General features: G+C 63.9%; 18 protein-coding genes and 1 tRNA gene. 8 read left to right on the forward strand and 11 right to left on the reverse strand.

The window, feature by feature from the left end:
* Window positions 1–20: 20 nt before the first annotated feature.
* The gene (murA, locus tag DGI_RS02105; protein ID WP_021758990.1) at window positions 21–1274 is read right to left on the reverse strand and encodes a UDP-N-acetylglucosamine 1-carboxyvinyltransferase; all 1254 of its coding nucleotides are present in this window, start codon (window positions 1272–1274) and stop codon (window positions 21–23) included.
* 101 nt (window positions 1275–1375) lie between these two features.
* Here murA and DGI_RS02110 point away from each other — a divergent pair.
* Window positions 1376–1451 (forward strand) — tRNA-His (locus DGI_RS02110).
* A gap of 35 nt (window positions 1452–1486) precedes the next feature.
* On the opposite strand, the gene murJ is transcribed toward DGI_RS02110, so the two are convergent.
* Window positions 1487–3046, reverse strand: coding sequence for a murein biosynthesis integral membrane protein MurJ (gene murJ, locus DGI_RS02115; protein ID WP_051286351.1), 1560 nt, complete (start codon window positions 3044–3046; stop codon window positions 1487–1489).
* 34 nt (window positions 3047–3080) lie between these two features.
* On the opposite strand from murJ, the gene DGI_RS02120 reads away from it, so the two are divergent.
* A complete protein-coding gene (locus DGI_RS02120) occupies window positions 3081–3401 on the forward strand; it encodes a hypothetical protein (protein ID WP_021758992.1) in 321 nt (106 codons plus the stop codon).
* A gap of 18 nt (window positions 3402–3419) precedes the next feature.
* Here the strand turns inward: DGI_RS02120 and DGI_RS02125 are convergent, their stop codons facing one another.
* The 7 genes from DGI_RS02125 to aprB all read right to left on the reverse strand — a co-directional run bounded on the left by DGI_RS02125 (window position 3420) and on the right by aprB (window position 12138).
* Window positions 3420–3626, reverse strand: coding sequence for a Trm112 family protein (locus DGI_RS02125; RefSeq protein WP_021758993.1), 207 nt, complete (start codon window positions 3624–3626; stop codon window positions 3420–3422).
* A 252-nt stretch (window positions 3627–3878) separates the two neighbouring features.
* Window positions 3879–4619, reverse strand: a complete 741-nt coding sequence (locus tag DGI_RS02130) for a hypothetical protein (protein ID WP_021758994.1) — start codon at window positions 4617–4619, stop codon at window positions 3879–3881.
* Window positions 4620–4658: 39 nt separating this feature from the next.
* Window positions 4659–5840 carry a quinone-interacting membrane-bound oxidoreductase complex subunit QmoC gene (gene qmoC, locus DGI_RS02135; RefSeq protein ID WP_021758995.1) on the reverse strand — a complete coding sequence of 394 codons (1182 nt, stop codon included), beginning with the start codon at window positions 5838–5840 and terminating at the stop codon, window positions 4659–4661.
* Between the two features lie 12 nt (window positions 5841–5852).
* Window positions 5853–8159 carry a hydrogenase iron-sulfur subunit gene (locus tag DGI_RS02140; protein WP_021758996.1) on the reverse strand — a complete coding sequence of 769 codons (2307 nt, stop codon included), beginning with the start codon at window positions 8157–8159 and terminating at the stop codon, window positions 5853–5855.
* 7 nt (window positions 8160–8166) lie between these two features.
* Window positions 8167–9402, reverse strand: coding sequence for a CoB--CoM heterodisulfide reductase iron-sulfur subunit A family protein (locus DGI_RS02145; protein WP_021758998.1), 1236 nt, complete (start codon window positions 9400–9402; stop codon window positions 8167–8169).
* A 152-nt stretch (window positions 9403–9554) separates the two neighbouring features.
* Complete coding sequence (gene aprA / locus DGI_RS02150; RefSeq protein WP_021759000.1) at window positions 9555–11555, reverse strand: adenylyl-sulfate reductase subunit alpha; 2001 nt, start codon at window positions 11553–11555, stop codon at window positions 9555–9557.
* Between the two features lie 79 nt (window positions 11556–11634).
* Window positions 11635–12138 (reverse strand): adenylyl-sulfate reductase subunit beta, encoded by a 504-nt coding sequence (gene aprB / locus DGI_RS02155; RefSeq protein WP_021759002.1) that lies wholly within the window; start codon window positions 12136–12138, stop codon window positions 11635–11637.
* 857 nt (window positions 12139–12995) lie between these two features.
* Between aprB and sat the strand changes: the two genes are divergently transcribed.
* The 5 genes from sat (at window position 12996) to DGI_RS02180 (ending at window position 20194) form a co-directional block, all read left to right on the forward strand.
* Window positions 12996–14276: a sulfate adenylyltransferase gene (sat, locus tag DGI_RS02160; protein WP_021759004.1), complete on the forward strand. Its 1281-nt coding sequence runs from the start codon at window positions 12996–12998 to the stop codon at window positions 14274–14276.
* A 183-nt stretch (window positions 14277–14459) separates the two neighbouring features.
* A complete protein-coding gene (locus DGI_RS02165) occupies window positions 14460–16076 on the forward strand; it encodes a 3-phosphoshikimate 1-carboxyvinyltransferase (RefSeq protein WP_027192937.1) in 1617 nt (538 codons plus the stop codon).
* Window positions 16018–16308 (forward strand): hypothetical protein, encoded by a 291-nt coding sequence (locus DGI_RS02170; protein WP_027192936.1) that lies wholly within the window; start codon window positions 16018–16020, stop codon window positions 16306–16308. The genes DGI_RS02165 and DGI_RS02170 overlap by 59 nt, the downstream gene beginning before the upstream one ends.
* A gap of 27 nt (window positions 16309–16335) precedes the next feature.
* Complete coding sequence (locus DGI_RS02175; protein ID WP_021759006.1) at window positions 16336–18291, forward strand: aconitate hydratase; 1956 nt, start codon at window positions 16336–16338, stop codon at window positions 18289–18291.
* Window positions 18292–18310: 19 nt separating this feature from the next.
* The gene (locus DGI_RS02180; protein ID WP_021759007.1) at window positions 18311–20194 is read left to right on the forward strand and encodes a peptidylprolyl isomerase; all 1884 of its coding nucleotides are present in this window, start codon (window positions 18311–18313) and stop codon (window positions 20192–20194) included.
* Between the two features lie 155 nt (window positions 20195–20349).
* Here DGI_RS02180 and DGI_RS02185 read toward each other — a convergent pair whose 3' ends face one another.
* Entirely contained in the window at window positions 20350–20865 is a 516-nt protein-coding gene (locus DGI_RS02185; protein ID WP_021759008.1) for a metallophosphoesterase family protein, read from the reverse strand.
* A 71-nt stretch (window positions 20866–20936) separates the two neighbouring features.
* Complete coding sequence (locus tag DGI_RS02190) at window positions 20937–21743, reverse strand: helix-turn-helix domain-containing protein (protein WP_021759009.1); 807 nt, start codon at window positions 21741–21743, stop codon at window positions 20937–20939.
* 307 nt (window positions 21744–22050) lie between these two features.
* On the opposite strand from DGI_RS02190, the gene DGI_RS02195 reads away from it, so the two are divergent.
* Window positions 22051–23325, forward strand: a complete 1275-nt coding sequence (locus DGI_RS02195) for an efflux RND transporter periplasmic adaptor subunit (protein WP_081696768.1) — start codon at window positions 22051–22053, stop codon at window positions 23323–23325.
* Window positions 23326–23345: the final 20 nt, after the last annotated feature.

The raw sequence follows: 23345 nt of genomic DNA on the forward strand, positions 1-23345 counted from the left end.
TCCGCATGTTCAGGTGCCGATCAATCCATAGATCGGTACACCTTGGCGCCAACGTTTGTCAACTTTATATCGAGTTCTTCATATCCACGATCCAGATGATAGATGCGCTGTACCGTGGTAACGCCCGAGGCGGCCAGCCCGGCCACCACCAGCGAGGCCGAGGCCCGCAGATCCGAGGCCATCACCGGCGCGCCATTCAGGCGCTCCACGCCCCGCACCACCGCCGTACGGCCCGAGAGCTTGATGCGTGCGCCCATGCGCATCAGTTCCTGCACATGCATGAAGCGGTTTTCGAAAATTGTTTCTTCAATAACACCGCTGCCTTCTGCCAGACACATGGCGGCCATCACCTGGGCCTGCATGTCCGTGGGAAAACCCGGGTACGGCAGGGTCATCACATCCACCGCGCGCAGCCGGGCGTCCACACGCACGCGAATCCCCCCGGCCTCGCGGGTGAACTGCACGCCCATCTGCTGCAATACGTCCATCTGGGCATCCATGGCGTCCAGGGGACAATTGGTCAGCAACACGTCACCTCGGGTGGCAGCCACGGCGGCCATGTATGTGCCAGCTTCTATCCTGTCACTCATGATGGCGTAGGGGGTCGGCACGAGTCTGGCCACGCCCTGGATGCGCAGCACGCTGGTACCCTGCCCGGTAATGCGCGCGCCGCAGGCATTGAGAAAGTTGGCCAGATCCGTCACTTCCGGCTCGCGGGCGGCGTTTTCCAGAATGGTTTCACCCTCGGCCAGGGCCGCGGCCATGAGCAGGTTTTCCGTACCGCCCACGGTGGGGAACGGGAACTGGATGTGCGCGCCCTTGAGGCCGCCATCGACGCGGCCGTCGATGTAGCCGGAATCCAGCTCGAAGGTTGCGCCCATTTTTTCCAGGGCCGCCAAGTGCATATCCACGGGACGCGCCCCGATGGCGCAGCCGCCGGGCAGGGCCACCCGGGCCCGGCCCAGCCGTGCCAGGAGCGGCCCCAGACACAGGGCCGAGGCGCGCATGGTCTTCACCAGATCGTAGGGCGCTTCGTGGGCCAGGGCTCCGGGGACAACCTGGAGGACGTCGCCTTCGAGATGCGTTTCACACCCCAGGATTTCCAGCAGCTTGCAGGTGGTGCGGATGTCCTTGAGGCGTGGAACATTGTGGAAGGTCACTGACGAGTCGAACAGCAGGGCGGCAAACAGAATGGGCAGGGCGGCATTCTTGGAGCCGCTGATGGGGATGGTTCCATGCAGCTCGCGGCCGCCGTGAATCACAAGATGTTCCATGGCATCCTTCAGTGGAAAAAAAGGTGGCTTGGTGCTGGCCGTTCTACCAATCAACGCTTGACTTGGGAAGAGTTCGACAGTAAGAGATTTTCTTTCTTACGGCGGGAGTAGCTCAGTAGGTAGAGCACACGGTTGTGGCCCGTGTGGCCGTGGGTTCAAGTCCCATCTCTCGCCCCAGCAAGCCCAAGGCGCAGTTTCGACTGCGCCTTTTTTCATGCCCGACGCAGCCGGCGGCGCAGCATCCGCCCAAGCAGCACGGCTTCCGGCACGCGCAGGAGCAGCGCCCCCAGGCCGAACGCTACCGCCCAGCCAGGAATGCACGCCACCCGCAGCCAGGACGACGCCGGCAGCAGGCCATCCACCCAGACGATGCCGCCGGCCATGGCCAGCCCCAGGCCGATCATCCGGACCAGCCAGCCGGCATCGGCCCGATCCATGTGCCAGGCGCTGCCACGTCCCAGCATGAGGGCCTGGAGCCAGGCCCCAACCCCCAGGGCCATGGCCGGAGCGCGCGGCCCTGCGGTCCATTCAAAAACAAGCTCCGCCAGCACAAAGGCTGCCACGCCGGCTGCGCCGGCCAGCACCGTCAGCCGATGCCGACCCTGGGCATAGGCCGCCGCCAGCAGCGGCCGCGTCATGGCCAGGGCTGGCAACGCCAGGGCGAACCATTGCAGCATGGCTGTGGTGAGGGTCACGCCGTGCGCATCGAATTGCCCCCGGCCGAACAACACCACCACCACCGGACGCGCCAGCAGCAGCAGCCCCACGGCCGCCGGCACCGCCAGGAACAGGCTCGCGCGCAGTGCCCCGCGCAGGGCCGTGACAAAGCCGTGCTGCTCGCCCTGGGCGTGCAGGGCGGCCAGTTCCGGCAGGGCCACCGTGGAAATGGCCACCCCGGCCAGCCCCAGGGGGAACTGCAGCAGCCTGTCGGCATAGTACAGGGCGCTCGTCGTGCCCGTGCCCAGGACCGTGCCGCGGAACGAGGCCAGCATGAGCATGATCTGAAAGGCGGACGCCCCCAGCATGGTCGGCAGCATCTCGCGCCCCACCCGGGCCAGCGCTGCCGGCCGCAGAGGGGTACGGCCGATCCAGACAAATCCTTGCCGCCGCAAGTCCGGCAGTTGCAGCCACACCTGCCCGACGCCGGCCACAAGCAGCCCGGCAGCCAGACACACGGCAACGTCCTGCCCCAGCCCTGCCCCCAGGCCTGCGGCAGCGATGAGCACCACATTGAGCAGGCATGGCGACAGGGCCGGCATCAGAAATCGATCCAGCACATGCAGCATGCTCACGCAGATGCCTGCCGCGGCGGTGGTCAGCAGATAGGGCATGCAGATGGCCAGAAGCACGGCGGCCCTGGCGGCGAGTTCGGGAGCGTCCGCAAATCCCGGCGCAATGGCTTTGACGAGGAGATCGGCATGCAGCATGGCCAGCGCAGTGAGCGGTCCAACCACCAGGCCGCCCCACAGCAGCAGGCACCGGCCCAGCTGGAACATGCGTTCCCGGCCGCCGTCGGTGCGGGCCTGGGCCAGGGCCGGACCCACGGCCATGGAGAAGGTGCCCTCCCCCAGCATCCGGCGCAAGGCCTCGGGGATGCGGAAGGCCACGAAGAAGGCATCGGCCATGGGACCGGCACCCAGGGCCATGGCCACGACCATGTCGCGCACGAATCCGAGCATCCGGCTGACCAGGGTGGCCCCGGCCACCACCCCGGCCTTGCGCAAGCGATGCTGGGCGGCGTCTTCTGCCTGCCGATCCGGCGCGTCAGCCATGGCGTTTCAACGCCGATCCTGGTAGAAATCGCCCATGAGCAAACCAGCCCTGCGCGTGTACGGGACCCTGTTCGGGACACCCCGCCCTGTGTTCGAGGCCCTGAAAGACCGCTTCGGGTTCGATGTGGAAACCTGGAGCGACGGCAAATGCGAGTTGGAATATGAAGGCAATTGGTGTGACGTGGAAGGCCTGGCCGAGGCCCTGCCCGACCACATCACGCCGGAGATGGAGGGCAAGATCGACGCCATCGACCAGCACGCCTGGACGCTGACGCGCATTGCCGTGGCCGGCGGCCGCGTGACCGTCAAAACCATCTCCTGCGACGATCCGCTGGAAAAGTACCGGATGGAATAGGCAACTCCGGCTGCGGCGTCAGGCGGAAACAGCCTGGCGCTTGCCAGCCTTCCAGTCCACCAGGGTGATGGCTTCCTCGGGCAGCATGACCGGGATTTCGTCGCGAATGGGATAGACCATGCCCGTGGCCTCGCAGACCAGTCCATCTTCCTCGGGGGTGAGGGTCAGGGGCTGCTTGGAGACGGGGTCCACCAGGATATCCAGCAATTCCTTATTGAAAGCCATGGGCGTTCCTCCTGTGGGCCGGTGATGACACGCCAGCCCCGGCTTTGCAAGTCCCAACAGAAACGGCCAGGAGCGCAAAGTCTCCTGGCCGTTTAATTTCGTACGACAAGACAGCTTGTTAGAGCATCTTAACCTTGAAAAAGGGCATTGTGAGAAGGGAAACCTTTTGCAAAAGGTTCTCCCTCTCGCGCTCTCCCCTTNCTTTCTTTAGAAAGGTTTTCCCCCGAGAACTTCTTTCAAAGATAATCTGCCCTAGAAGCCGAAGCCGTCGCTGGACGCCCCAGAGGCGCCGAAACCGAAGTCGTCGGGCACGGCAGAGGCTTCCTCGGCCGGAGCAACATCTGCAGCAGCAGCGTCCCCAGCGGCAGCAGCCGCACCGGCCACCGCGCCCAGGGGCACGGATGCCACGGCATCCTTGAGCGCCTTGGTGACGATGTCCTTGATGGTGGCGTTGATGTCGTCTTCGGCCACAGGGACCATGCCCTTGAAGCCGGCCACCTGGGCCTTGAGGTCGGCCACGTCCTTGGTCAGACCGTCCACCTTGCCCTTGAGCTGGGTGGCTTCCTTCTCGAACTTCTCGGCCTTGGCCTTGTAAGGCGCCATTTCCGCCACCTTGGCTTCCATGGCGGCCACCTTGGCCTGGGCGTCGGTCACTGCAGCGTTGCTGGCGGCCACCTTGTCCAGCACCATGACGATGCCGGCCATTTCATCGGCGGGAATGGCTTCCAGGGAGGCGTTTTCGCCGCCCAGGCGCGCGCATTCCTTCTTCAACCAGTCGTCATAGATGGCGGCAGGATTCACCACCGTGTTCATCAGGGCCGGCAGCTGGCTGCCCAGCCAGGCTTTCACCAGCGGACGGACGAGGGTGGCTTCGTATTCGCACAGGCTGCGTCCGGTGAGGAACTCCATGAGCTCCCTCTGTCCCGCGCTGCCTTTGCCCGTCCAGAGGGCCAGGATGGTTTCCATCTTCACCATCATGCGATTCTCAGACATTGTGGGCCTCCAATTGGAACATGCTTGATGATTGCGCGGTTAGACAGCCTTGCGGCCCAGGTAACGAGCGTATGCCAGCGCCGCCGTCCGGTACACCATGTGGCCCAGCTTGGACCAGGGCAGATAGGCGATGAGCATGAACACCGACACCAAGTGCAGGTAGTACACGGGGTACGCCAGGTACTTGATGTTGGCCAGGCGCAGCAACTGGCTGCCCATGCCCGTCAGGAACACCACCCAGATGACGCCCAGCAGGTACCAGTCATAGAAGGTGGATGCATGCTTGGCCTTGTCCTTGAGGACGCGGCTCACGGTGAGGCCCACAAGGCCCACGACGAGCAGCAGCGCGCCGATGTTGGCCAGCAGTTTCACCGGGTTGAACTGAGACATGGGCGTGTGGATGCCGTGGATGTGAATCCCCAGCGGCTCCAGGAACACCGGGCCCCAGTGGCCTGCCGCCACCACGCCGGTGACGGTGGCCAGGGCGATGAAGCCGAAGATCGTGCACAAGTGGCCAATGCGGCGCAGGGTGAAGCCGCCGCAGTCGCTAAACTTCTTGTGCGGCAGAATCTCGTCCAGGAACAGTTCCACCAGCACGCGGATGGGGTTGGGCTTTTTACCGCCCAGGTACACCACCCCGCCTTCCGGGGCAAAGCTCTTGAGGAGCTTTTTCACCCCGCTGTAGAACTTGAAGACCATGAAGAAGAACACCACCATGAAGATGGGGTCGATGGTGTAGTCGCCCGGGAAGAGCGACCCGAACACCACGTCACCGCCTTCCAGGGGGAAGGCGGTGCCTTTGATGGTGGCAACGATAATCCAGATGGCCAGGAACAGCACGGCCGGGATGCCAACAAGCACCGGCAGCCCCTTGGCCGAGCTCATGAGCTTGCCCATGAAGGACGGGCCCACGAGGTTGCGGTACGTCATGTTACGGATGGCGGCCAGGATGTCGCCGGGATTGGCGCCACGGGGGCAGAGGTCCGAGCAGGTGCCGCAGTTGTGGCACAGCCAGACGTCGATATCCGTGAGCAGCCGATCCTTCAGGCCCCACTGCGCCCAGATCATTTCCTTGCGGGGATACGGATTCCCGCTGGGCGAAATGGGGCAGGCCACACTGCACGTGGCGCACTGATAGCACTTCTTGACCGACTCCCCGCCGACGGCCTGCAGTTCTTTGATGAACTCCAGGTCGGGGGTGATGCGAGGCATGGTGGTCATCTCCCCCTCCTCTTAGTAGCCCTTGAAGGGGTTGGGGCCAAGCTTCATGACCAGCTTGAGGAAGTCTTCGATGAGGCCGGGCACCTTGTCGTATTCGTCGATGGCGATTTCGTACTGCTCCACGCGCTCGGGTTCGATGCCGAGCTGCTTCAGCGTCTCGGCGATGTTTTCCTTGCGGCGGTTGCAGATTTCAGAGCCCTTGACGAAGTGGCACTGATAGTCGTCGCCGTATTTGCAGCCCAGGAGCACCACACCATCGGTGCCGCGGCTCATGGCGTCCTTGATCCAGATGGCGTTCACGGAACCCAGGCACCGCACGGGCATAATGCGCACGTAAGGGCTCCAGTGCAGGCCACGACGGGCCGCCATATCCAGGGCGGGGTAGGCGTCGTTTTCGCAGGCCATGATGAGCACGCGAGGACCGCCATTGTTGATGTCGTCCGGGATGGTGTACTGCTTGACCATGTCGGACATCATGCCGATGCCGTAGGTATCGAAGCTGATGACGCGTTCCGGACAGGCGCCCATGCAGGTGCCACAACGGCGGCAGCGGCTGAAGTTGGGCTTGGGCGTGCCTTTTTCGTCGTCATCCAAGGCGCCGAAGGGGCATTCCTCGGTGCAGCGTTTGCACTGGGTGCAGCGCACGAAGTTGAACACCGGGTAGCTCTGGTCGCCAGCCCGGGGATGCACGGCCACGCCGCGGTTGGCGCTTTCGATGGACTGGATGGCCTTGAGGGTGGCGCCGGCGGCGTCTTCCTCGGCGGCGTCCAGCATCATGGGCTGACGCACCGCGCCCGCAGCGTACACGCCGGTGCGGCGGGTTTCGTACGGGAAGCAGATGTAGTTGGAATCGCAGAAGCCTTCGAAGAGGGCCAGATCCGGGAAGGTGGGACCCTGGCGATAATCGAAGTGCAGCACCGGCTCCTTGGCCGTGGTGGGCACCATGCCCGTGGGCACGACCACCAGATCCACCAGCACTTCCAGGTCATGACCCAGCAGGGTGTTGGTGGCCTTGACCACCACGCCGCCGTCTTCTTCCACCACGTCGGCGATTTCGGCCTTGGTCATCATCACGCCGGGATTGTCCTGGGCGGCCTTGTAGAACCGCTCGTGCACGCCCTGGACGATCATGGAGTCATAGAAGACGTAGGCGATGCCGTCCGAGGGGTTGGCGTCGGTCACGTAGCCAGCCTGCTTGAGGGCCACGAGGCTGTTCACGGCAGTGGCCATGGGCAGGTGCTGATAGCCTTCCCACTGCTGTTGCTTGATTTCGGAGACTTCCACTTCGCCCTTGGGGTCGCCACCGGCGGCCGCCTCGGCAGAGAGGTTGCACTCGGCAAGGGTTTTGTAGATGGGGCCGGCAGGCTCGCACTTTTTGGGATTGAGGATGAAGGCCACCTTCTTGGCTGGCGCGCCGTTGCTGGGGCGCTTGAGTGCCCCGGCCTTGGCCATCTTTTCGAACTCGCCGGTGGTCACCACGTCCTTGATCTTGCCGTAGCCCAGGCATTCCACATACTTGGTGTCCTGCGCCACCCAGCCGGTGGCCAGCACCACGGAGCCCACGTTCACCGTGGTTTCCCCGGCCGGGCCCTTGATGGTGGCCACAAAGGCGCCGGGCATGCCGGAGAGCTTGGTCAGCTCGCTCTTGAGCTTGACGGCAATCTTGGCATTGGCTTCCACAGCGGCAACTTTTTCTTCAATGCCGGTGGCATGCGCCGTGGTATGCGGGTACTTGAGGGGGACGGTCTTGAGCATGTTCAAGGCCGCGCCGCCCAGCTTGTCCGCGCGTTCCAGGAGCACCACGTCGTAGCCTGCGGCCGCGCTGTTCAGGGCTGCATGCAGGCCGGTCCAGCCGCCGCCCAGGACCAGGATGGTCTTGGTGGTTTCGAACAGTTCGGGCTGGGGCACCTTCATCTGCTTCAGCTTGACCATGGACATGCTGATGTAGTCCCTGGCCATCTGCATCATCAGCTCGGGGCCTTCCTCGCCAGCAGGGGCATAGGAGCCGTCAGGATTCATGTACGGCAGGATGCAGAGTTCGCGCAGGTTGCAGCGTTCCACCAGCACGTTGGGGCCGAAGCGATAGAATTCCGAGTCGTAGCGGGGGGACGCGCCGCAGACGAGCACGGCGTCCGTCTCGCCATCGTCCAGATCTTTTTGAATGAGGGCGCGACCGGAGTCGCTGGCCAGGATGGCGTGGCTTTCCACCTTGGCCACCACACTGCCCCACTTCTTTTCCACAAACTCGGTCAACGCTTCCACGTCCAGCGCTGCGCCAAGGCAGGATTTGTCAAAGTAGACGCCAATCTTCTCGGGCATGATGCTGCTACCTCCCCTTCACCGAATTGATGGCTTTCATGGCCGCGCCCGTGGCAGACTGGGCGGATTTCATCACATCGAGGGGCTTCTTGGCGCACCCGGCCACAAAGATGCCGCGTTCCTCGCCGCCGATGACAAAGCCGTCCTCGTCCATGGGCACGTCGAAAGGCAGTTTTGCCTCGGCCAGGCTCGGCTGCATGCCCGTGGCCAGCACCACCATGTTGTACGCCAGCTTTTTCTTGATGCCGCTGACGGCGTCTTCCACTTCCACGATCACATCGCCGCCCGGCCCGGCAGCCACACCGGCCACCTTGCCCTTGACGAGATTGATCTTCTCGTCCGCGCGCACGCGGCGCAGGAATTTGTCGTAGCGTTCGGGGGTGCGCATGTCGATGTAGTACACCGTGCATTCGCAGTCAGGGTACTGTTCGCGCAGGTACAGGGCCTGCTTGAGGGAGGCCATGCAGCAGATGTAGGAACAGAAATTCAAGTGGTTCTGATCCCGGGAGCCGGCGCACTGCACAAAGCAGATCTTTTTGGGAGCCTTGCCGTCAGAAGGACGGGTGATGGCGCCGCCCGTGGGGCCGTTGGGGGAGGCCAGCCGCTCAAGCTGCATGTTGGAAACGCAGTTGGGCACGGAGCCGGCACCCAGATTGCTCAGCCGGGTCACGTCGTACGGCTTCCAGCCCGTGGCGATGATGATGGCGCCGACTTCGAGTTCGATGTCTTTGGGGGAGTCGTTCAGATTGATGAACGGGCTCTTGGCGAGCTTCTTGGCGTCATCATCAGAAAGCCCTGTGGAATCGAGCACGTACCGGCTGGGGTAGGCGAAGGGGACATCCATGAACAGGGGCTTGCGGGGAGCCAGGCCCAGGTTGAAGCTGTCCTGCTGCTGGCCGGAGAGGCTCTCTGCCAGATTGGCCAGATCGGCGTTGGCCGCGGCGGTGTGGCGCGGGGTGAGCTTGACCGTGACGGTGTACTTGCCAGGGCCGCCGGCAACCTTGGAGACTTCGGCCTGCGTGAAGAACTTGACCCGGGGATTGTTCTTGATGCGCTGGTACTGGATTTCCAAGCCGCAGGAAGGGGGGCACAGCTTGGGGAAATATTTGTTGAGTTGCATGACGCGCCCGCCGAGATACGGGCCTTTTTCGACGATATAGACGTCGTAGCCGACTTCGGCGGCTTCAAGGGCGGCGGTGATGCCGCTAAAGCCGCCCCCCACTACGAGTATCGCTTGTGACATCGCACTCCTCCGGGCTGTGTTATGGCCAGACGGCAGAAAACGGCCTAGGCCCAGGCTCCGCCCGTGTTGCCGGAACCCAGGCGTAGACCATTTTTTTTGCAAGGCGGCTGCGGGTTGCCCCGCAGCCGCCGAAGGCTCAGATCATCGACGATTTAGGCGTCGGTGGGAATGATCTGGTAGTAGGGCTTCTTGAAGATCTTGGTTTCTTTCTTGGCCGGATCGTACTTCGAGTTCACGAAGCACTTCCACTTGGAGTCGTCCAGGCCCAGGAAGTCCGCACGATAGTAGAAGCCGGGGTAGCGGGATTCTTCACGGAAGGCGATGTGCTGCATGTGCAGGCGCACGGTCCACAGGCGGTGGTAGTTTTCCCAGCAGCGCAGCAGTTCGTGCAGGTCGCGGGCAGCCAGCTTGAGGCTGTCTTCTTCCAGCATTTCCATCAGCCAGAAGCCCGTGTCCAGAAGGGCCTTGGAGGTGTTGTAGTACGTGCCCACACCACCGCCGTATTCGTCCGTGCACTTGATCAGCCGCATCATGAAGTTCTTGGGGCTGATGTACTCGGGGTTCACCACGGGGCAGGTGGAAGCGCCCTTGCCCTTTTCGTAGTTGTAGTAAGGACGGTAGATCAGGGTCTTCAGTTCTTCGGCAGTTTCGACGAATTCGGGCTTGAAGTCCTTATGGTCGAGGTACCAACGAACCATCTGCTTGCCGACGATGCGGCCTTCAGCATGGGAGCCGGAGGAGAACTTGTGGCCGGAAGCGCCAACGCCGTCAGCGCAGGTCCACAGGCCTTCCACGGTGGTCATACGGTTGTAGACCTTGCCGTTGGCAGCGCGCACCTTGTAGTCTTCGGGAACCCAGGCTTCGTCGGGACCGGAAGCCCAGATGCCGCAGCAGCCGGAGTGGGAGCCGAGCAGGTAAGGCTCGGTGGGCATGATTTCGGAACCGCGTTCTTCAGGAGCGCAGTTGGTGGCAGCCCACAGGTTGGCCTGGCCCACGCACATGTCGAGGAAGTCTTCCCAGGCTTCAGCTTCGAGGTGCTTCTGCTGGGCAGGAGACATGGTGGCGAAGGAGGTCTGCAGGGCGGTCTTGGTGTCCATGTAAATGGGACCGCGGCCTTCGCGCATTTCACGCAGCATCATGTGGTTGCGCAGGCAGGTGGGGATGACGTGGCCCTTGGCGTAGCCGCGCTCTTCGTAAGGCTTGAGCATGGCACGGTTGGTGGCGCAGTAGTCTTCACCCTTGCAGTTGGTCGCCTTGGCCTTGAAGAGCAGGAACCAGGCGCCGACCGGACCGTAACCGTCCTTGAAGCGGGCGGGCACGAAGCGGTTTTCCATCATGGTCATTTCAGCGCCGACCTGAGCGCACATGGTGTAGGTGGAGCCGGCGTTCCACACGGGGTACCAGGCGCGACCCATGCCTTCACCAACGGAGCGGGGACGGTACACGTTCACCGCGCCGCCGCAGGCGACGACCATGGCGTTGGCTTTGAAGATGTGCACTTCGTTGGCACGCAGGTTGAAGCCCACGGCGCCAGCGATGCGGTTGGGGGTGTTCTTGTCGAGGAGCAGCTTCACGATGAAGATACGCTCGATGATGCGGTCCTGACCCAGGGCGTTCTTGGCAGCTTCAGCGACGATGACCTTGTAGGATTCGCCGTTGATCATGATCTGCCAGCGGCCGGAACGCACGGGCTTGTCGCCGTTGCGCAGGCTCTTGCCGGCAGCCTTGGCCTGAGCGCCGTCCAGGTTGTGGCCGTGCTCGTCCTTGATCCACACGGGCAGACCCCATTCTTCGAACAGATGCACGGAGTCGTCAACGTGGCGGCCCAGGTCATAGATGAGGTCTTCGCGGACGAGGCCCATCAGGTCGGTGCGGACCATGCGGACGTAGTCGTCGGCGTTGTTGTCGCCAAGGTAGGTGTTGATGGCGGAGAGGCCCTGGGCCACGGCGCCGGAACGCTCGAGGGAGGCTTTGTCCACCAGCAGGATCTTGGCTTCAGGGGCGTACTTGTCAGCCCAGCGCACAGCTTCGAAAGCAGCGCCGCAGTTGCCCATGCCGCCGCCGACCATCAGCAGGTCAACGCTGTGCTCGACGATGATCGGTTCGGCAATAGCCACACCGCGGGGGGTCTCTTTAGACGGAATCTTAGGCATTTCGTGACTCCTGAATGCGTTCTTTATGCATCAAGTTGTGTTGATGACGTGCGTGTTATGCAGTCATGCCCAACCGCGACTAGCGGTTGCCGCCTTCGCAGGGCAGGTCGAACCAGCACTGGGAGGTTTCGGCGTCGGCGATCTGCGCCTTCTGGCCGAGAGCCACCTGGGGAACGGTCAGGGCAGTCTCGGTGAAGAGCAGTTCGTTTTCCAGGTCGCCAGCTTCAGGCTTGCCTTCGAAGGGCTTGATGGAGCCTTCAGGCGTGGTGCGGATGGGGAACTTGAAGCGCTTCACGGAACCATTGCGGAACTTGATGGTCCACATGATGTCTTCGGACCCACGCAGGGGGATACAGGTGCCGCCCATGGGAGCAAAGTCAGCGTAGGGGCGGGCAGTGATGGCGCCCTGGGGGCAGATCTTGATGCAGGAGTAGCACTCCCAGCAAGCTTCGGGCTCCTGGTTGAACGCCTTCATCTCTTCGGGGTCCAGAATCATCAGGTCGTTGGGGCAGATGTACATGCATGCGGTCTTTTCGCCGCCCTTGCAGCCATCGCACTTGGACGGATCCACGAACGTAGGCATATCAAGTCCTCCACAAGTATGGATTGATTGGGAAAATCCTCAAATTCCTCGTCCTGCGCTGCCATGGCGCCAGCACCCGGCCAGCCCAAAAGCCGACCAGCTGCCGACGCGAAAAAAAGCAGGCGGCCTCAACGGAAGCCCCCCGCCTCTTTACAACCAAACACCCCAGCCCCGCGCCACAAGCCTGCAATGCCAGCTCCCCGGCACGCCAGCCCCGCGCAAGCAACCCACCACATGCCAACCCCGCTTGGTGTTTGCGGCACATGCGTGGTATTCTTATTGACTGGGATCATTTTTTGTGAGCCATTCTAGGTGGTTAGAATTCAAGTTCCCGTGACTTGTGAGATTAGTAACAAGGTGCGCGCAGACTGTCAAGACGAATCCGCAATCCTGTCCGCCCTGTCATCTTCCGCATCACCTCTCCAGGAACTCGCCGTCGCCTCTTGCCATGCAGCATTATTAGGGGTAGGGTCCCTTCGACCTCAGGCCCCGCCCCCATGGCCAGCAATGCGATGCACAGGACACTAGCCCCATGCGGCACGCTTGGCAAGGGATTGCGAGACGCTTCACAAAGCATCGGGCCAGACGACGCATTTTTTGTGTTGATTGAGGAATCATGCCCCCTGCTCACCTGTTTTGACAAATTTGCAAACCGCAAAATCTGACCCCCCAGGCATGCCCGCAAAAAACGCCTTGACACCTTGTGGATTTTTTCACTAATGCTGCTTGCAAGATTTCGCTGCAAAACATCCGTGAGCTGCCTGCAGGCGCGCAGGGTCGGGCCTGACGCCATGGCGGCCTCCACGGGAGAACGGCTGCTAACCCACATCCGTAAAAGACAATAGGAGAGACGGCACATGTCCAAACTGGTTCCCCCTCACGGCGGTAAGGGCCTTGTTTGCTGCCTTCTGGAAGGCGCCGAGCTGGAGTCTGAAGTTAAAAAGGCTGCCGGCCTGAAGCAGATCGCCATTTCTGACCGCACCAAGGGCGATTGCATCATGCTCGGCATCGGCGGCTTCAGCCCCCTGAACGGCTTCATGCCCAAGGCCGACTGGAAGAGCGTCTGCGAAAAGATGATGCTCGCCGACGGCACCTTCTGGCCCGTCCCCGTGGTGTGCGACACCGACGACGAAGACTGCAAGGTCGGTGACGAAGTCGCCCTCGTGGGTCAGGACGGCGTGATCTACGCCACCCTGAAGATCGAAGAAAAGTACGCCCTTTCTGACGAAGAAAAGAAGTGGGAATGCGAATCCGTCTTCAAGGGCAATGGCGCCGACTCTCAGAAGTTCTGGGAAGTGGCTCTGGAAGACCACCCCGGCGTGCAGATGGTCATGAAGCAGGGCAAGTACAACCTGGCTGGCGCGGTGAAGGTCCTTTCCGAAGGCGACTACCGCGACAAGTTCCCCGGCGTGTACAAGACCCCCGCTGAAATCCGCGCCGAAATGGAAGCCCGCAACTGGTCCAAGGTGGCCGCCCTCCAGCTGCGCAACCCCATGCACCGCTCCCACGAATACCTGGCCAAGATTGCCGCCGAAGTGTGCGATGGCGTGGTCATCCACTCCCTCATCGGCAACCTGAAGCCCGGCGACATCCCTGCTGACGTGCGCATCGAGTGCATCCAGGCCCTCATCGACGGCTACTTCGTGAAGGAGCACGTCATCAACGCGGGCTACCCGCTGGACATGCGCTACGCTGGTCCCCGCGAAGCCCTGCTGCACGCCACTTTCCGTCAGAACTACGGCATCAGCTTCATGCTGATCGGCCGTGACCATGCCGGCGTGGGCGACTTCTACACCCTCATGGAAGCGCAGGAAATCTTCGACAAGATCCCCTACGCCACCGAAGCCTGCCCCACCCCCGGCCTGGCCCTGATCACCCAGCCGATGAAGATCGACTGGACCTTCTACTGCTTCAAGTGCGACGGCATGGCCTCCATGCGCACCTGCCCCCACACCAAGGATGACCGCGTCATCCTCTCCGGCACCAAGCTGCGCAAGGCCCTCTCCGAAGGCGCTGAAGTGCCCGATCACTTCGGCCGCACCGAAGTCCTGGACATCCTGCGCGCCTACTACGAAGGCCTGACCGAAAAGGTCGAGGTCAAGATGCAGAAGGCCGCCTCCGGTCAGGAAATGAAATAAGTTTCCGACTGGACTGCGAGTTATTGATGGAGCGCCCTTCGGGGCGCTCCTTTTTTGTCGCTGCCTGCAAGATTCGCCTCCCCCCAGCCCCTTGCCCCCCGTCGCGTTTCCGGCTAGATGCTTGTGTTCACCATGCGCCAAAATTCCACTCCTCCCCGCGATGTTGAGCGAGAACTCGCTCGATTGGATCACAAGCTCCTCGATATCCTCGAAGAGCGCGCTGCCATTTTGGCAGCCATGCGAGCCGGCAAGAAAGGCCGGGCCGCCATGGAACAGCACCTCGAACAGCGCCTCTGGCAGGCCTGGGAGGAACGCGCCGGCCGCGCCACGGGCGACAAGTCCCGCTGGCGGACCCTGTTCACCCTCATCCAGGACCTCCCCGCCGCCCGCCATCCCGAGCCCGGCGAATCCACGGCCGGCTTCCAGCTCTTCCCCAAACCGGTCCCCTGCAAGGCCCAGGTCCTTGCCCCGGCCGGCGTCTGGGAATCCCAGTGCTGGGCCGCCCTGGCCGTGCAGTGCTCCCGCCATGCCCAGCTGCGCGGTGTGGCCTTCAACGCCGCCCTGGCCTTTCTGGTCAAGGCCCTGAACCACGCCGGGGCCACCATCCGCTGGAACAACGACATCCTGGCCAGCGAGGGCGGCAGCATCAAACTGGATGGCAAGGCCCTTTTTGTGGGCGATGACGCCCTGGGCTGCTACTTCCTGTTGTTCCTGGCCCTTGGCCAGCACATCCGCCTGCGGGTCACGGGCGATACCGGCCTCAAGCTCCTGGATCTTTCCCCCGTGGGCCGATTCCTCCAGGCCTTCCAGGCCCGGCTCACGCCCGTGGTGCCCGGCTCCAAGGGCCTGCCGGCCCGGCTGGAAAGCGCCGGCCTGCCGCCGGCGGCCATCCAGCTGCCGTCGGACCTGCCCCCCGAAGCCCTGCTGGCCCTGGCCATGGCGGCGCCTTCGTACGAAGAAGGCCTGTCCATCTCCTGGAAAGACAGCAAATTCGAGCCCGTGGCTGCCCGGGCCGCGGCCGTGCTGGCCAGTTTTGTGCCCGATGCGGTGCACGTCCCCGGCACCCTGACGATTCCGCGCGCCGAGCCCACCCTGCCCCCCGTGGCACACCTGCCCATGGACCCCCTGCTGGCCGTCAGCCTGCTGGCCCTGCCCCTGTGCCACCCTGCCGGCGGCGACATGGCCCTGGAGGGTGCGTTCCCGGCCCAGCGGTCCCCGTGGAAGGAAGGTCTGGCCCTGCTGCGGGCGGCCGGCGGCGAACCCGAAGTTGATCCGGACATGGTCCGCGTGGCGGTGGACGGTTCTCGCCGTGGCTCGCTGATCCTGGACACCATGGCCGATCCCGCCTGCTTCCCCCTGTCCTTTGCTCTGGCCGCCGCACGCATGCTGCAGGATGCCGAGGCCACGGCGCAGCTTTCCCTGCCGGCCACGGATCTGGACCGCCAGGCCTGCGAGGAGCTGGCTGCCCGTCTGGGCCTGCGCATGGAGCAGGACGACGCCTGCCTGCGCCTGACCGGCCGCATGGGCGAGGCCGGCGCCACCACCCCCTGGCTGGCCCCCACCGCCGCCTGGGGCCTGGCCTACGCCTGCCTGAGCATGGCCCGCCCCGGTCTGGCCCTGGCCAACCCCGGCGGAGTGACGGAGCTGCTCCCCCGGTTCTGGAATCTGTTCAACACCCTGCCGCAGCCGCCGCGCGATGTGTTGCTGGTGGCCCCGGCGCCCATGGACGAGGAGAACGCCGATGACGGTCGTGGACGAAAACGACGCATCAAGCTTCGCGGAGATATCACGCCTTCGTGAGGAGATTGAGCGTCTGGAATCCGAAAAACGCGCCGCCGAACAGCGGGCGCAGCAGTTGCGCCGTGCGGAGAATCCCGGCGCGGGCGTGTACTATGCCCAGGAAATCTTCCAGGCCCAGCAGGACAAGCTGCGCCTGGACGTGGAAATCCAGCTGCGCAAAAACAAGATCAACCGCCTGCGGCTTGGCTGGGACGGCGGAGAGCTTGCCCAGCCGCCGTCCTTTCTGCAGTAGCCACCCTTCTACCCCTACCCTACCGCCATGCCCAAGAACCTCACGCAAAAGATCATTGCCGCCCACCTGATGGACGGCTCCATGGAACCCGGCGCTGAAATCGGCCTCAAAATCGACCAGACCCTCACGCAGGACGCCACCGGCACCATGGCCTATCTGCAGTTCGAGGCCCTGGGGCTGGATCGCGTCAAAACCGAGCTCTCCGTGAGCTACGTGGACCACAACACCCTGCAGATGGGCTTCCGCAACCCGGACGACCATCGCTACCTGCGGTCCATCGCCAAGAAATACGGCATCATCTTCTCGCCCCCCGGCACCGGCATCTGCCATCAACTGCACCTGGAAAACTTCGCCAAGCCCGGCAAGACCCTCATCGGGTCCGACAGCCACACCCCCACCGCCGGCGGCGTGGGCTCCCTGGCCATGGGCGCGGGCGGCCTCTCCGTGGCCCTGGCCATGGCTGGCGAGCCGTATCACATCCCCATGCCCAAGGTGCTGCGGGTGCATCTGACCGGCACGCTCCAGGGCTGGGCTTCGGCCAAGGATGTCATCCTGCACCTGCTGGGCCGGCTCACGGTCAAGGGCGGGGTGGGCAAGGTGCTGGAATACACCGGCCCCGGCGTGGCCACCCTCTCCGTGCCGGAACGCGCCGTCATCACCAACATGGGCGCGGAGCTGGGCGCCACCACCTCCGTGTTCCCCAGCGACGAGCGCACCCGCGAGTTCCTGGTCAGCATGGGCCGTCCCGAAGACTTCACCCCCCTGGCTGCGGATGAAGACGCCGCCTACGACGACACCATCGAAGTCGATCTCTCCACCCTGGAACCCCTGGCCGCACAGCCCCACATGCCGGACCGCGTGGTGCCCGTGGCCCGGCTGGCCGGCCTCAAGGTGGATCAGGCAGCCATCGGCTCCTGCACCAACTCTTCCTATGCCGACATGAAATCCGTGGCCCTGCTCTTTGCCGGGAAGCAGGTGGCCGAACACACGGATACGATGATCTCCCCCGGCTCCAAGCAGGTCATCAAGCTGCTGGCCCGGGAATCCCTCATTGAGCCCATTGTGGATTCCGGCGCGCGCCTGCTGGAGGCCTCCTGCGGCCCGTGCATCGGCATGGGCGGCTCTCCGGTGTCCCAGGGCGTGAGCGTGCGGACCTTCAACCGCAACTTCGAGGGCCGCAGCGGCACCCAGGACGCCCAGGTGTATCTGGTGAGCCCCCTCACTGCCGCCCAGTGCGCCCTGCGCGGGGAATTCAGCGATCCCGCCACCTGGGGCGAGCCCCCGGCCGTGGACCCCCTGCCCAAGGACGCCCCCTCCATCCGCTCCCTGTTCATCTACCCGCCGGTGGACGGCGCGGCCGTGGAGATTGAGCGCGGCCCGAACATCGTGGCCCTGGAGCAATTCCCCACCCTGCCGGACACCATCGAAACCGCGGTCCAGCTCAAGGTGGAAGACAACATCACCACGGACCACATCCTGCCGGCCGGGGCGCAGATTACGGCCCTGCGGTCCAACATTCCGGCCATCAGCGAATACATTTTCAACCGGGTAGACGCCGGCTTTGTGGGCCGCATGAAGGCGCGCGCCGCCCAGGGCGTGGCCAAGGCCTGCGGCGGCGTCATCGTGGCCGGGGACAACTACGGCCAGGGCTCCTCCCGCGAGCATGCCGCCCTTGGGCCGCGGCACCTGGGCGTGTGCGCCGTGGTGGCCAAGTCCTTCGCGCGTATCCATCGCGCCAACCTCGTCAACTTCGGCATCCTGCCCCTGTTGCTGGTCAACAAGGACGATTACGACACCCTGGCCCAGGATACGCCGCTCTCCATCCCCACGGCGTCCATCCAGCCCGGCGGGGAAGTCTCCCTGCAGGTCAACGGCGTGGGGCTGGTGCCCGTCACCAACGATCTGTCCGCCCATGAGCTGGCCGTGATCCGCGCCGGCGGGCTGCTCAACTTCGTCCGATTCGCCAAGGCCCAGACGGCCTAAGGAGATACGGGTTCCCGCTATGATGGAATTTATCCGTACGTACGCCCATTCGTGGGCCGTGAAGATCCTGTTCGGGATCATCGTCGTTGTCTTTGTCTTTTTCGGCGTGAACAGCTTCAATGCGCCGCGCGCCGATGTGGTGGCCACGGTCAACGACATGCCCATCCTGGCCAAAACCTACACCCGCGCCCTGGAAATCACCGTGGATAACATGCGGCGCTCCGATCCATCCGTGGATGAAGCAGCCCTGATCCGCATGGGCCTGCGCCGTGACGTCCTGATGAAGCTCATCGCGGAAATGCTCATGGAGCAGGACGCCAGGCGCCAGGGCATCACCGTCGCCGACGAAGAGCTGCGCCAGACCATCATTGGCATGAGCCTGTTCCTGAACGAACGCGGCCAGTTCGATTCCCAGCGCTACCGCGCCATCCTGGCCCGCCAGAACCAGAGCGTGCGCGAATTCGAAGACAACGTCCGCAACGAGATGCTGGTCCAGAAACTGGCGGACGCCGTGACCAGCGCCACGTCCATGACCGAGGCCGAAACGCGGGACTTCTTCCTCTTCACCCGCATGCAGGCCGTGCTGGACTATGTGCCCCTGCGCGCTGCGGACTTCCTGGACGCCGTGGAAACCTCCCAGGAAGAGATTGCCGCCTGGTACGCCCAGCGCAACGAGACCTTCCGCACTGCCCCCCGCATGGAGCTGGCGGCCCTGGTGTTCACCCCGGATTCCCTGGCCCGCAACGAAACCGTTTCCGCGGAACAGGTGCAGGCCTTCTACGACAGCAACAAGGACCGTCTCTTCACCCAGGAAGAGCGGGTGCGCGCCCGGCACATCCTGCTGCGCGTGGAACAGAACGCCACCGCAGCCGAGGCCGGCGCCGTGCTGGAGCAGATCCGCGAAATCAAGACCCGCCTGGATAGTGGCGAGGAGTTCGCAGCCCTGGCTCAGGAGCTGTCCGACGATACGTCCAACATCGTCGGCGGGGATCTGGGCTGGTTCGGCCGCGGGCAGATGGTGCCGGCCTTCGAGGCGGCCGCCTTCGCCCTGAATCCCGGCGAAATCAGCGACCCCGTGCGCACGGACTTCGGCTATCACCTCATCAAAAGTGAACTCAAGGAAGAAGCCGGCGTGAAGGCCTTTGACGACGTCAAGGCCGAGATCCTCCAGCGTCTGGCCCGGGAACAGGCCGCCAGCCGCGTGGCCGATACCCTGGATCTGGCCCTGGAACGCGTGCTGGCCGGCGAGGCCTTTGATGTCGTGTCCAAGGACCTGGACGTGCCCCTGCAGACCACGCCCCTGCTGACCCAGGCGGAAGCCGTGGCCCGCTTTGGCCTGGAGCGCGAGGCCGGGGACACCCTGTTCCTGATGGCCGAGGGCGAAGTGTCCGACGCGCCCCTGCCCCTGGAGGACGGCTTCCTGCTGGCCCGCGTGGTGGCCAAGGCGCCGGCCACCATCAAGCCCCTGGCCGAAGTGCAGGACGACGTGACCGCGCGCATCAAAGCCGAAAAAGCCATGCTCAAGGCCAAGGATGCGGCGGATGCCCTGGCCAAGGAACTGCGGGAAACGCCCGATGCCCATGCCGACCGGGTGCAGGCCACCCTGCCCTTCAGCCGCAACGAAGCCATCGCCGGCCTGGGCGCCAACGAGGCCCTGCTGCACGCCGCCTTTGATGCCGAACCCGGCACCTGGATGGACACGCCCTTTGCCCTGGAAGACGGCTACGTGGTGGTCCGCGTGGCCCGGCGCGTCCCGCCGGAAGACGCCCAGTGGCAGACGGAAAAATCCCTGTGGATGGGCCACCTGACCCAGCGCAAGCAGCAGGAACTGCTGGAGTCCTACGTGACGGCGCTGCAGGAGTCGGCCAAGATCAGCATCAGCAATCCCTCGTTCTTCGAATAACGATCTGTGCGAGCGGGGACACCTTTTGCAAAAGGTTCCCCCGCTCGCGCGCTCTTCTTCCAGAACTTTTAGAGTCTCGTATCGCTCTCACCCGTCTTTGCAACAACTGCTCGGGGGGACCTTTTCTGCAGAAAGGGTCCCCCCGAGCAGTCGTTTCAGGGGTATTCTGCCTCGCCCCAGCAGTCTCCGGGGAGACGGCGTTCATCCACATGCATGCGCTTCCCCGTTTTCGTGAGCACGGCATAGGATCGCCGGCCCGACCGCGAGGCGCACAGCGAGCCCGGGTTCACCACCAGCACGCCGCGCATCGTCTGGCACAAAAAGCGGTGCGTGTGACCAAAGCAGACCACGTCCACCCCGCCGCCAAAGGCGTCCAGCACCCGGGCCGGATCGCCGGCCAGCTCGGCATGTCCATGCGCCAGACCGAGCACCAGATCCCCGGCCTGCACCGTGGCGCGCCAGGGCAGCTCACCGTGCATGGTCCAGGGGTCCGAGTTGCCCAGCACGCCATGAAATCCGGGATGCTGCAGCAGGTAGTGGTACATGGCCGGCGCGGCATAGTCGCCGCAATGCAGCAGCAGATCCATGGGAGCCAACTCCGCCTCGTAAAACGCCTCGAACCAGGCGGTGGGCCGCTCCAGATGGGTATCGGAAATAACGGCGATGCGCATCCTTACATCGTATAACAATTTTGCCATTCCTGGCAACAATAAAAGGATGCGGTACTGCAAAGGCGCGCAGCTCAGGCCGCAGCGCGGCTTGAATGCTGCTCCGCGAAGTATCGCGCCGGTGATTTGCCCATGATCTTTTTGAACATGGTGATGAAGGCGCTGGCGCTCTCATAGCCGAGATCCAGGGCCACGGCCTGCACGGAATTGCCCTGGGCCAGCCGCTGCAGGGCGATGAGGATGTGCAGCTGCTGCCGCCAGCGGCCAAAACTCATGCCCGTATCCCGGTGCAGCATGCGGGACAGGGTGCGCTCGGCCATGCCAATGCGTCGCCCCCATTCGGCAATGGTGGAACGGTCCGCCGGGTTGTTCAGCAGGCTGATGGCGATATGCCGCAGCCGCTCTTCGCACGGCATGGGGAAGCTCAGGCGCGCCGCAGGCGAGGCGGCCAGCTGGTCCAGCAGCACCTGCACGATGCGGCCGTCCGGCCCGTCTTCCTCATACAGCATGGGCATCTGCGCGGCGTATAGCAGCAGCTCCTGCAGCAACGGGGAGACCGTCAGGGTGCGGCACTCCTGGGGCAAGGTGGGCACGGCGTCCGGCTCCACGAAAAGCCCATAGATTTGCAACGCGCCGGCACCGCGAAAGGTCAGGGGCATGCCGCTGGGAATCCACAGGGCGCAGCGCGGCGGCACAATCCACACGCCGTGATCCGCCTCCAGCGTCACCACCCCGCGCATGGTCAGCAGCAGATGCGCCTTGCGGTGCGGCAGCACGGACTTCTCCACGCCCTTGGTCACCACGTCGATGCCCACCGCCACCACAGCCCGGGGCACGCCATCCGGATAAAAGCTCTGACAGTCTGGTTGAAGAATTGGCATGCCCCGGATCCTAGTCCCGGACGGGCGTTTTGGCAATCCTTGAATATATCGACCCCAAAATGCTATTTCATGACAATACGCTATCTGTTTAAAATCATAAATGAAACAGCTGCATTTGGCCGAATTGAGATATAATATGGCAAAATTCAGGAATGAGACAAGTCGCAATCGCTGATAGTAGCAAGCGCAACTGTTTATTCCCGCCCACACGCGCCAGTGTTCGCCACGGTGCGGCAACGGGCCATATTCCCGCAGCATGCGCCCTCATACAGCATCGAAACGCCACCTCAACGCAGCAGGATCCCCCATGCGTAGCCGCGTCATTCTTTTTTTGTTGGTCTGTGTTGCCGCCATGGCGGCCCTGAATTCCTACAGTGAACGCTCCCACGCCCAGGGACCGCCGCCGGCCATGGAACCGGAGGTGACGGTTCTTACCCTGGCCCCCAGCGTTGTCACCCTGACCACGGAACTGCCCGGCCGCACCTCGGCCCATCTGGTAAGTGAGGTCCGGCCCCAGGTGAGCGGCATTCTGCAGAAGCGCCTGTTCACGGAAGGCGCGGAAGTGACCGAGGGCGACGTGTTGTACAAAATCGATCCCGCCCACTACCAGGCCGTGTACGACAACGCCAAGGCGGCCCTGGCCAAGGCCGAGGCCAACGTGGTGCCCGTGAAGCTCAGGGCCGAGCGGACGGCCAATCTGGCCCGGCAGGACGCCGTGAGCCGCCAGGACAACGACGATGCCCACGCCGCCCACCGGCAGGCCGAAGCCGAGGTGCTCGCCACCAAGGCAGCCCTGGAGACGGCGCGCATCAATCTGGAATACACCAACGTGCGCGCGCCCATTTCCGGGCGTATCGGCAAGTCCGCCGTCACGCCTGGGGCACTGGTCACGGCCAATCAGGCGGCGGCCCTGTCCACCATCCAGCAGACCGATCCCATTTATGTGGATCTGACGCAATCCAGCGCCGAAGTGATGCGCCTCAGGCGCGATCTGCAGCAGGGCGTGCTCAAGCAGGCGGCGGATGGCGGCGCCACCGTGTCCCTGATCCTGGAGGACGGCACCCCCTACGCCCTGGACGGCGTGCTGAAGTTCGCGGACATCACCGTGGACCAGAGCACGGGCGTCATCACCTTGCGGGCGGAGTTCCCCAACCCTGCCGGCGAGCTGCTGCCGGGCTTGTACGTGCGCGCCGTGCTGACCGAAGGGGTGGACGAGCACGCCATCCTGGCGCCCCAGGCCGCCGTGAGCCGCGACACCAAGGGCAACCCCCTGGTGATGGTGGTGAATGCCGAGGGTGTGGTGGAGGCCCGGCCCATCACCGTGCGCCGCACCATCGGGGATTCCTGGCTGGTGGGCGAAGGGGTGGCTGTCGGGGAGCGCATTGTGGTGGACGGTCTGCAGAAGGCCCGGCCAGGGCGCAAGGTGAAGGTGGTGGAAACCAACGCCACCCGCCCCGGCGCAGTCACCAATGCGGCGGCGGCCGTGGCCGACAAGATCCTCGCCAAAACCGCCGCAGCCGGCACCGACGGCGTCACCGCCCTCGCCACCTCCGCCGCCCCCACCACAACCGCCGCCCAGTAGGGCCCGGGGAGCATCAGCAT

The sequence above is a fragment of the Megalodesulfovibrio gigas DSM 1382 = ATCC 19364 genome (assembly GCF_000468495.1).
In the GTDB taxonomy this organism is placed as follows: domain Bacteria; phylum Desulfobacterota; class Desulfovibrionia; order Desulfovibrionales; family Desulfovibrionaceae; genus Megalodesulfovibrio; species Megalodesulfovibrio gigas.

What these genes read in the sequence shown, in the direction of transcription:
- murA (WP_021758990.1), bottom strand. Translation starts at nt 1,274, where the DNA reads ATGGAACATCTTGTGATTCACGGCGGCCGCGAGCTGCATGGAACCATC.
- murJ (WP_051286351.1), bottom strand. Translation starts at nt 3,046, where the DNA reads ATGGCTGACGCGCCGGATCGGCAGGCAGAAGACGCCGCCCAGCATCGC.
- DGI_RS02120 (WP_021758992.1), top strand. Translation starts at nt 3,081, where the DNA reads ATGAGCAAACCAGCCCTGCGCGTGTACGGGACCCTGTTCGGGACACCC.
- DGI_RS02125 (WP_021758993.1), bottom strand. Translation starts at nt 3,626, where the DNA reads ATGGCTTTCAATAAGGAATTGCTGGATATCCTGGTGGACCCCGTCTCC.
- DGI_RS02130 (WP_021758994.1), bottom strand. Translation starts at nt 4,619, where the DNA reads ATGTCTGAGAATCGCATGATGGTGAAGATGGAAACCATCCTGGCCCTC.
- qmoC (WP_021758995.1), bottom strand. Translation starts at nt 5,840, where the DNA reads ATGACCACCATGCCTCGCATCACCCCCGACCTGGAGTTCATCAAAGAA.
- DGI_RS02140 (WP_021758996.1), bottom strand. Translation starts at nt 8,159, where the DNA reads ATGCCCGAGAAGATTGGCGTCTACTTTGACAAATCCTGCCTTGGCGCA.
- DGI_RS02145 (WP_021758998.1), bottom strand. Translation starts at nt 9,402, where the DNA reads ATGTCACAAGCGATACTCGTAGTGGGGGGCGGCTTTAGCGGCATCACC.
- aprA (WP_021759000.1), bottom strand. Translation starts at nt 11,555, where the DNA reads ATGCCTAAGATTCCGTCTAAAGAGACCCCCCGCGGTGTGGCTATTGCC.
- aprB (WP_021759002.1), bottom strand. Translation starts at nt 12,138, where the DNA reads ATGCCTACGTTCGTGGATCCGTCCAAGTGCGATGGCTGCAAGGGCGGC.
- sat (WP_021759004.1), top strand. Translation starts at nt 12,996, where the DNA reads ATGTCCAAACTGGTTCCCCCTCACGGCGGTAAGGGCCTTGTTTGCTGC.
- DGI_RS02170 (WP_027192936.1), top strand. Translation starts at nt 16,018, where the DNA reads ATGACGGTCGTGGACGAAAACGACGCATCAAGCTTCGCGGAGATATCA.
- DGI_RS02175 (WP_021759006.1), top strand. Translation starts at nt 16,336, where the DNA reads ATGCCCAAGAACCTCACGCAAAAGATCATTGCCGCCCACCTGATGGAC.
- DGI_RS02180 (WP_021759007.1), top strand. Translation starts at nt 18,311, where the DNA reads ATGATGGAATTTATCCGTACGTACGCCCATTCGTGGGCCGTGAAGATC.
- DGI_RS02185 (WP_021759008.1), bottom strand. Translation starts at nt 20,865, where the DNA reads ATGCGCATCGCCGTTATTTCCGATACCCATCTGGAGCGGCCCACCGCC.
- DGI_RS02190 (WP_021759009.1), bottom strand. Translation starts at nt 21,743, where the DNA reads ATGCCAATTCTTCAACCAGACTGTCAGAGCTTTTATCCGGATGGCGTG.
- DGI_RS02195 (WP_081696768.1), top strand. Translation starts at nt 22,051, where the DNA reads ATGCGTAGCCGCGTCATTCTTTTTTTGTTGGTCTGTGTTGCCGCCATG.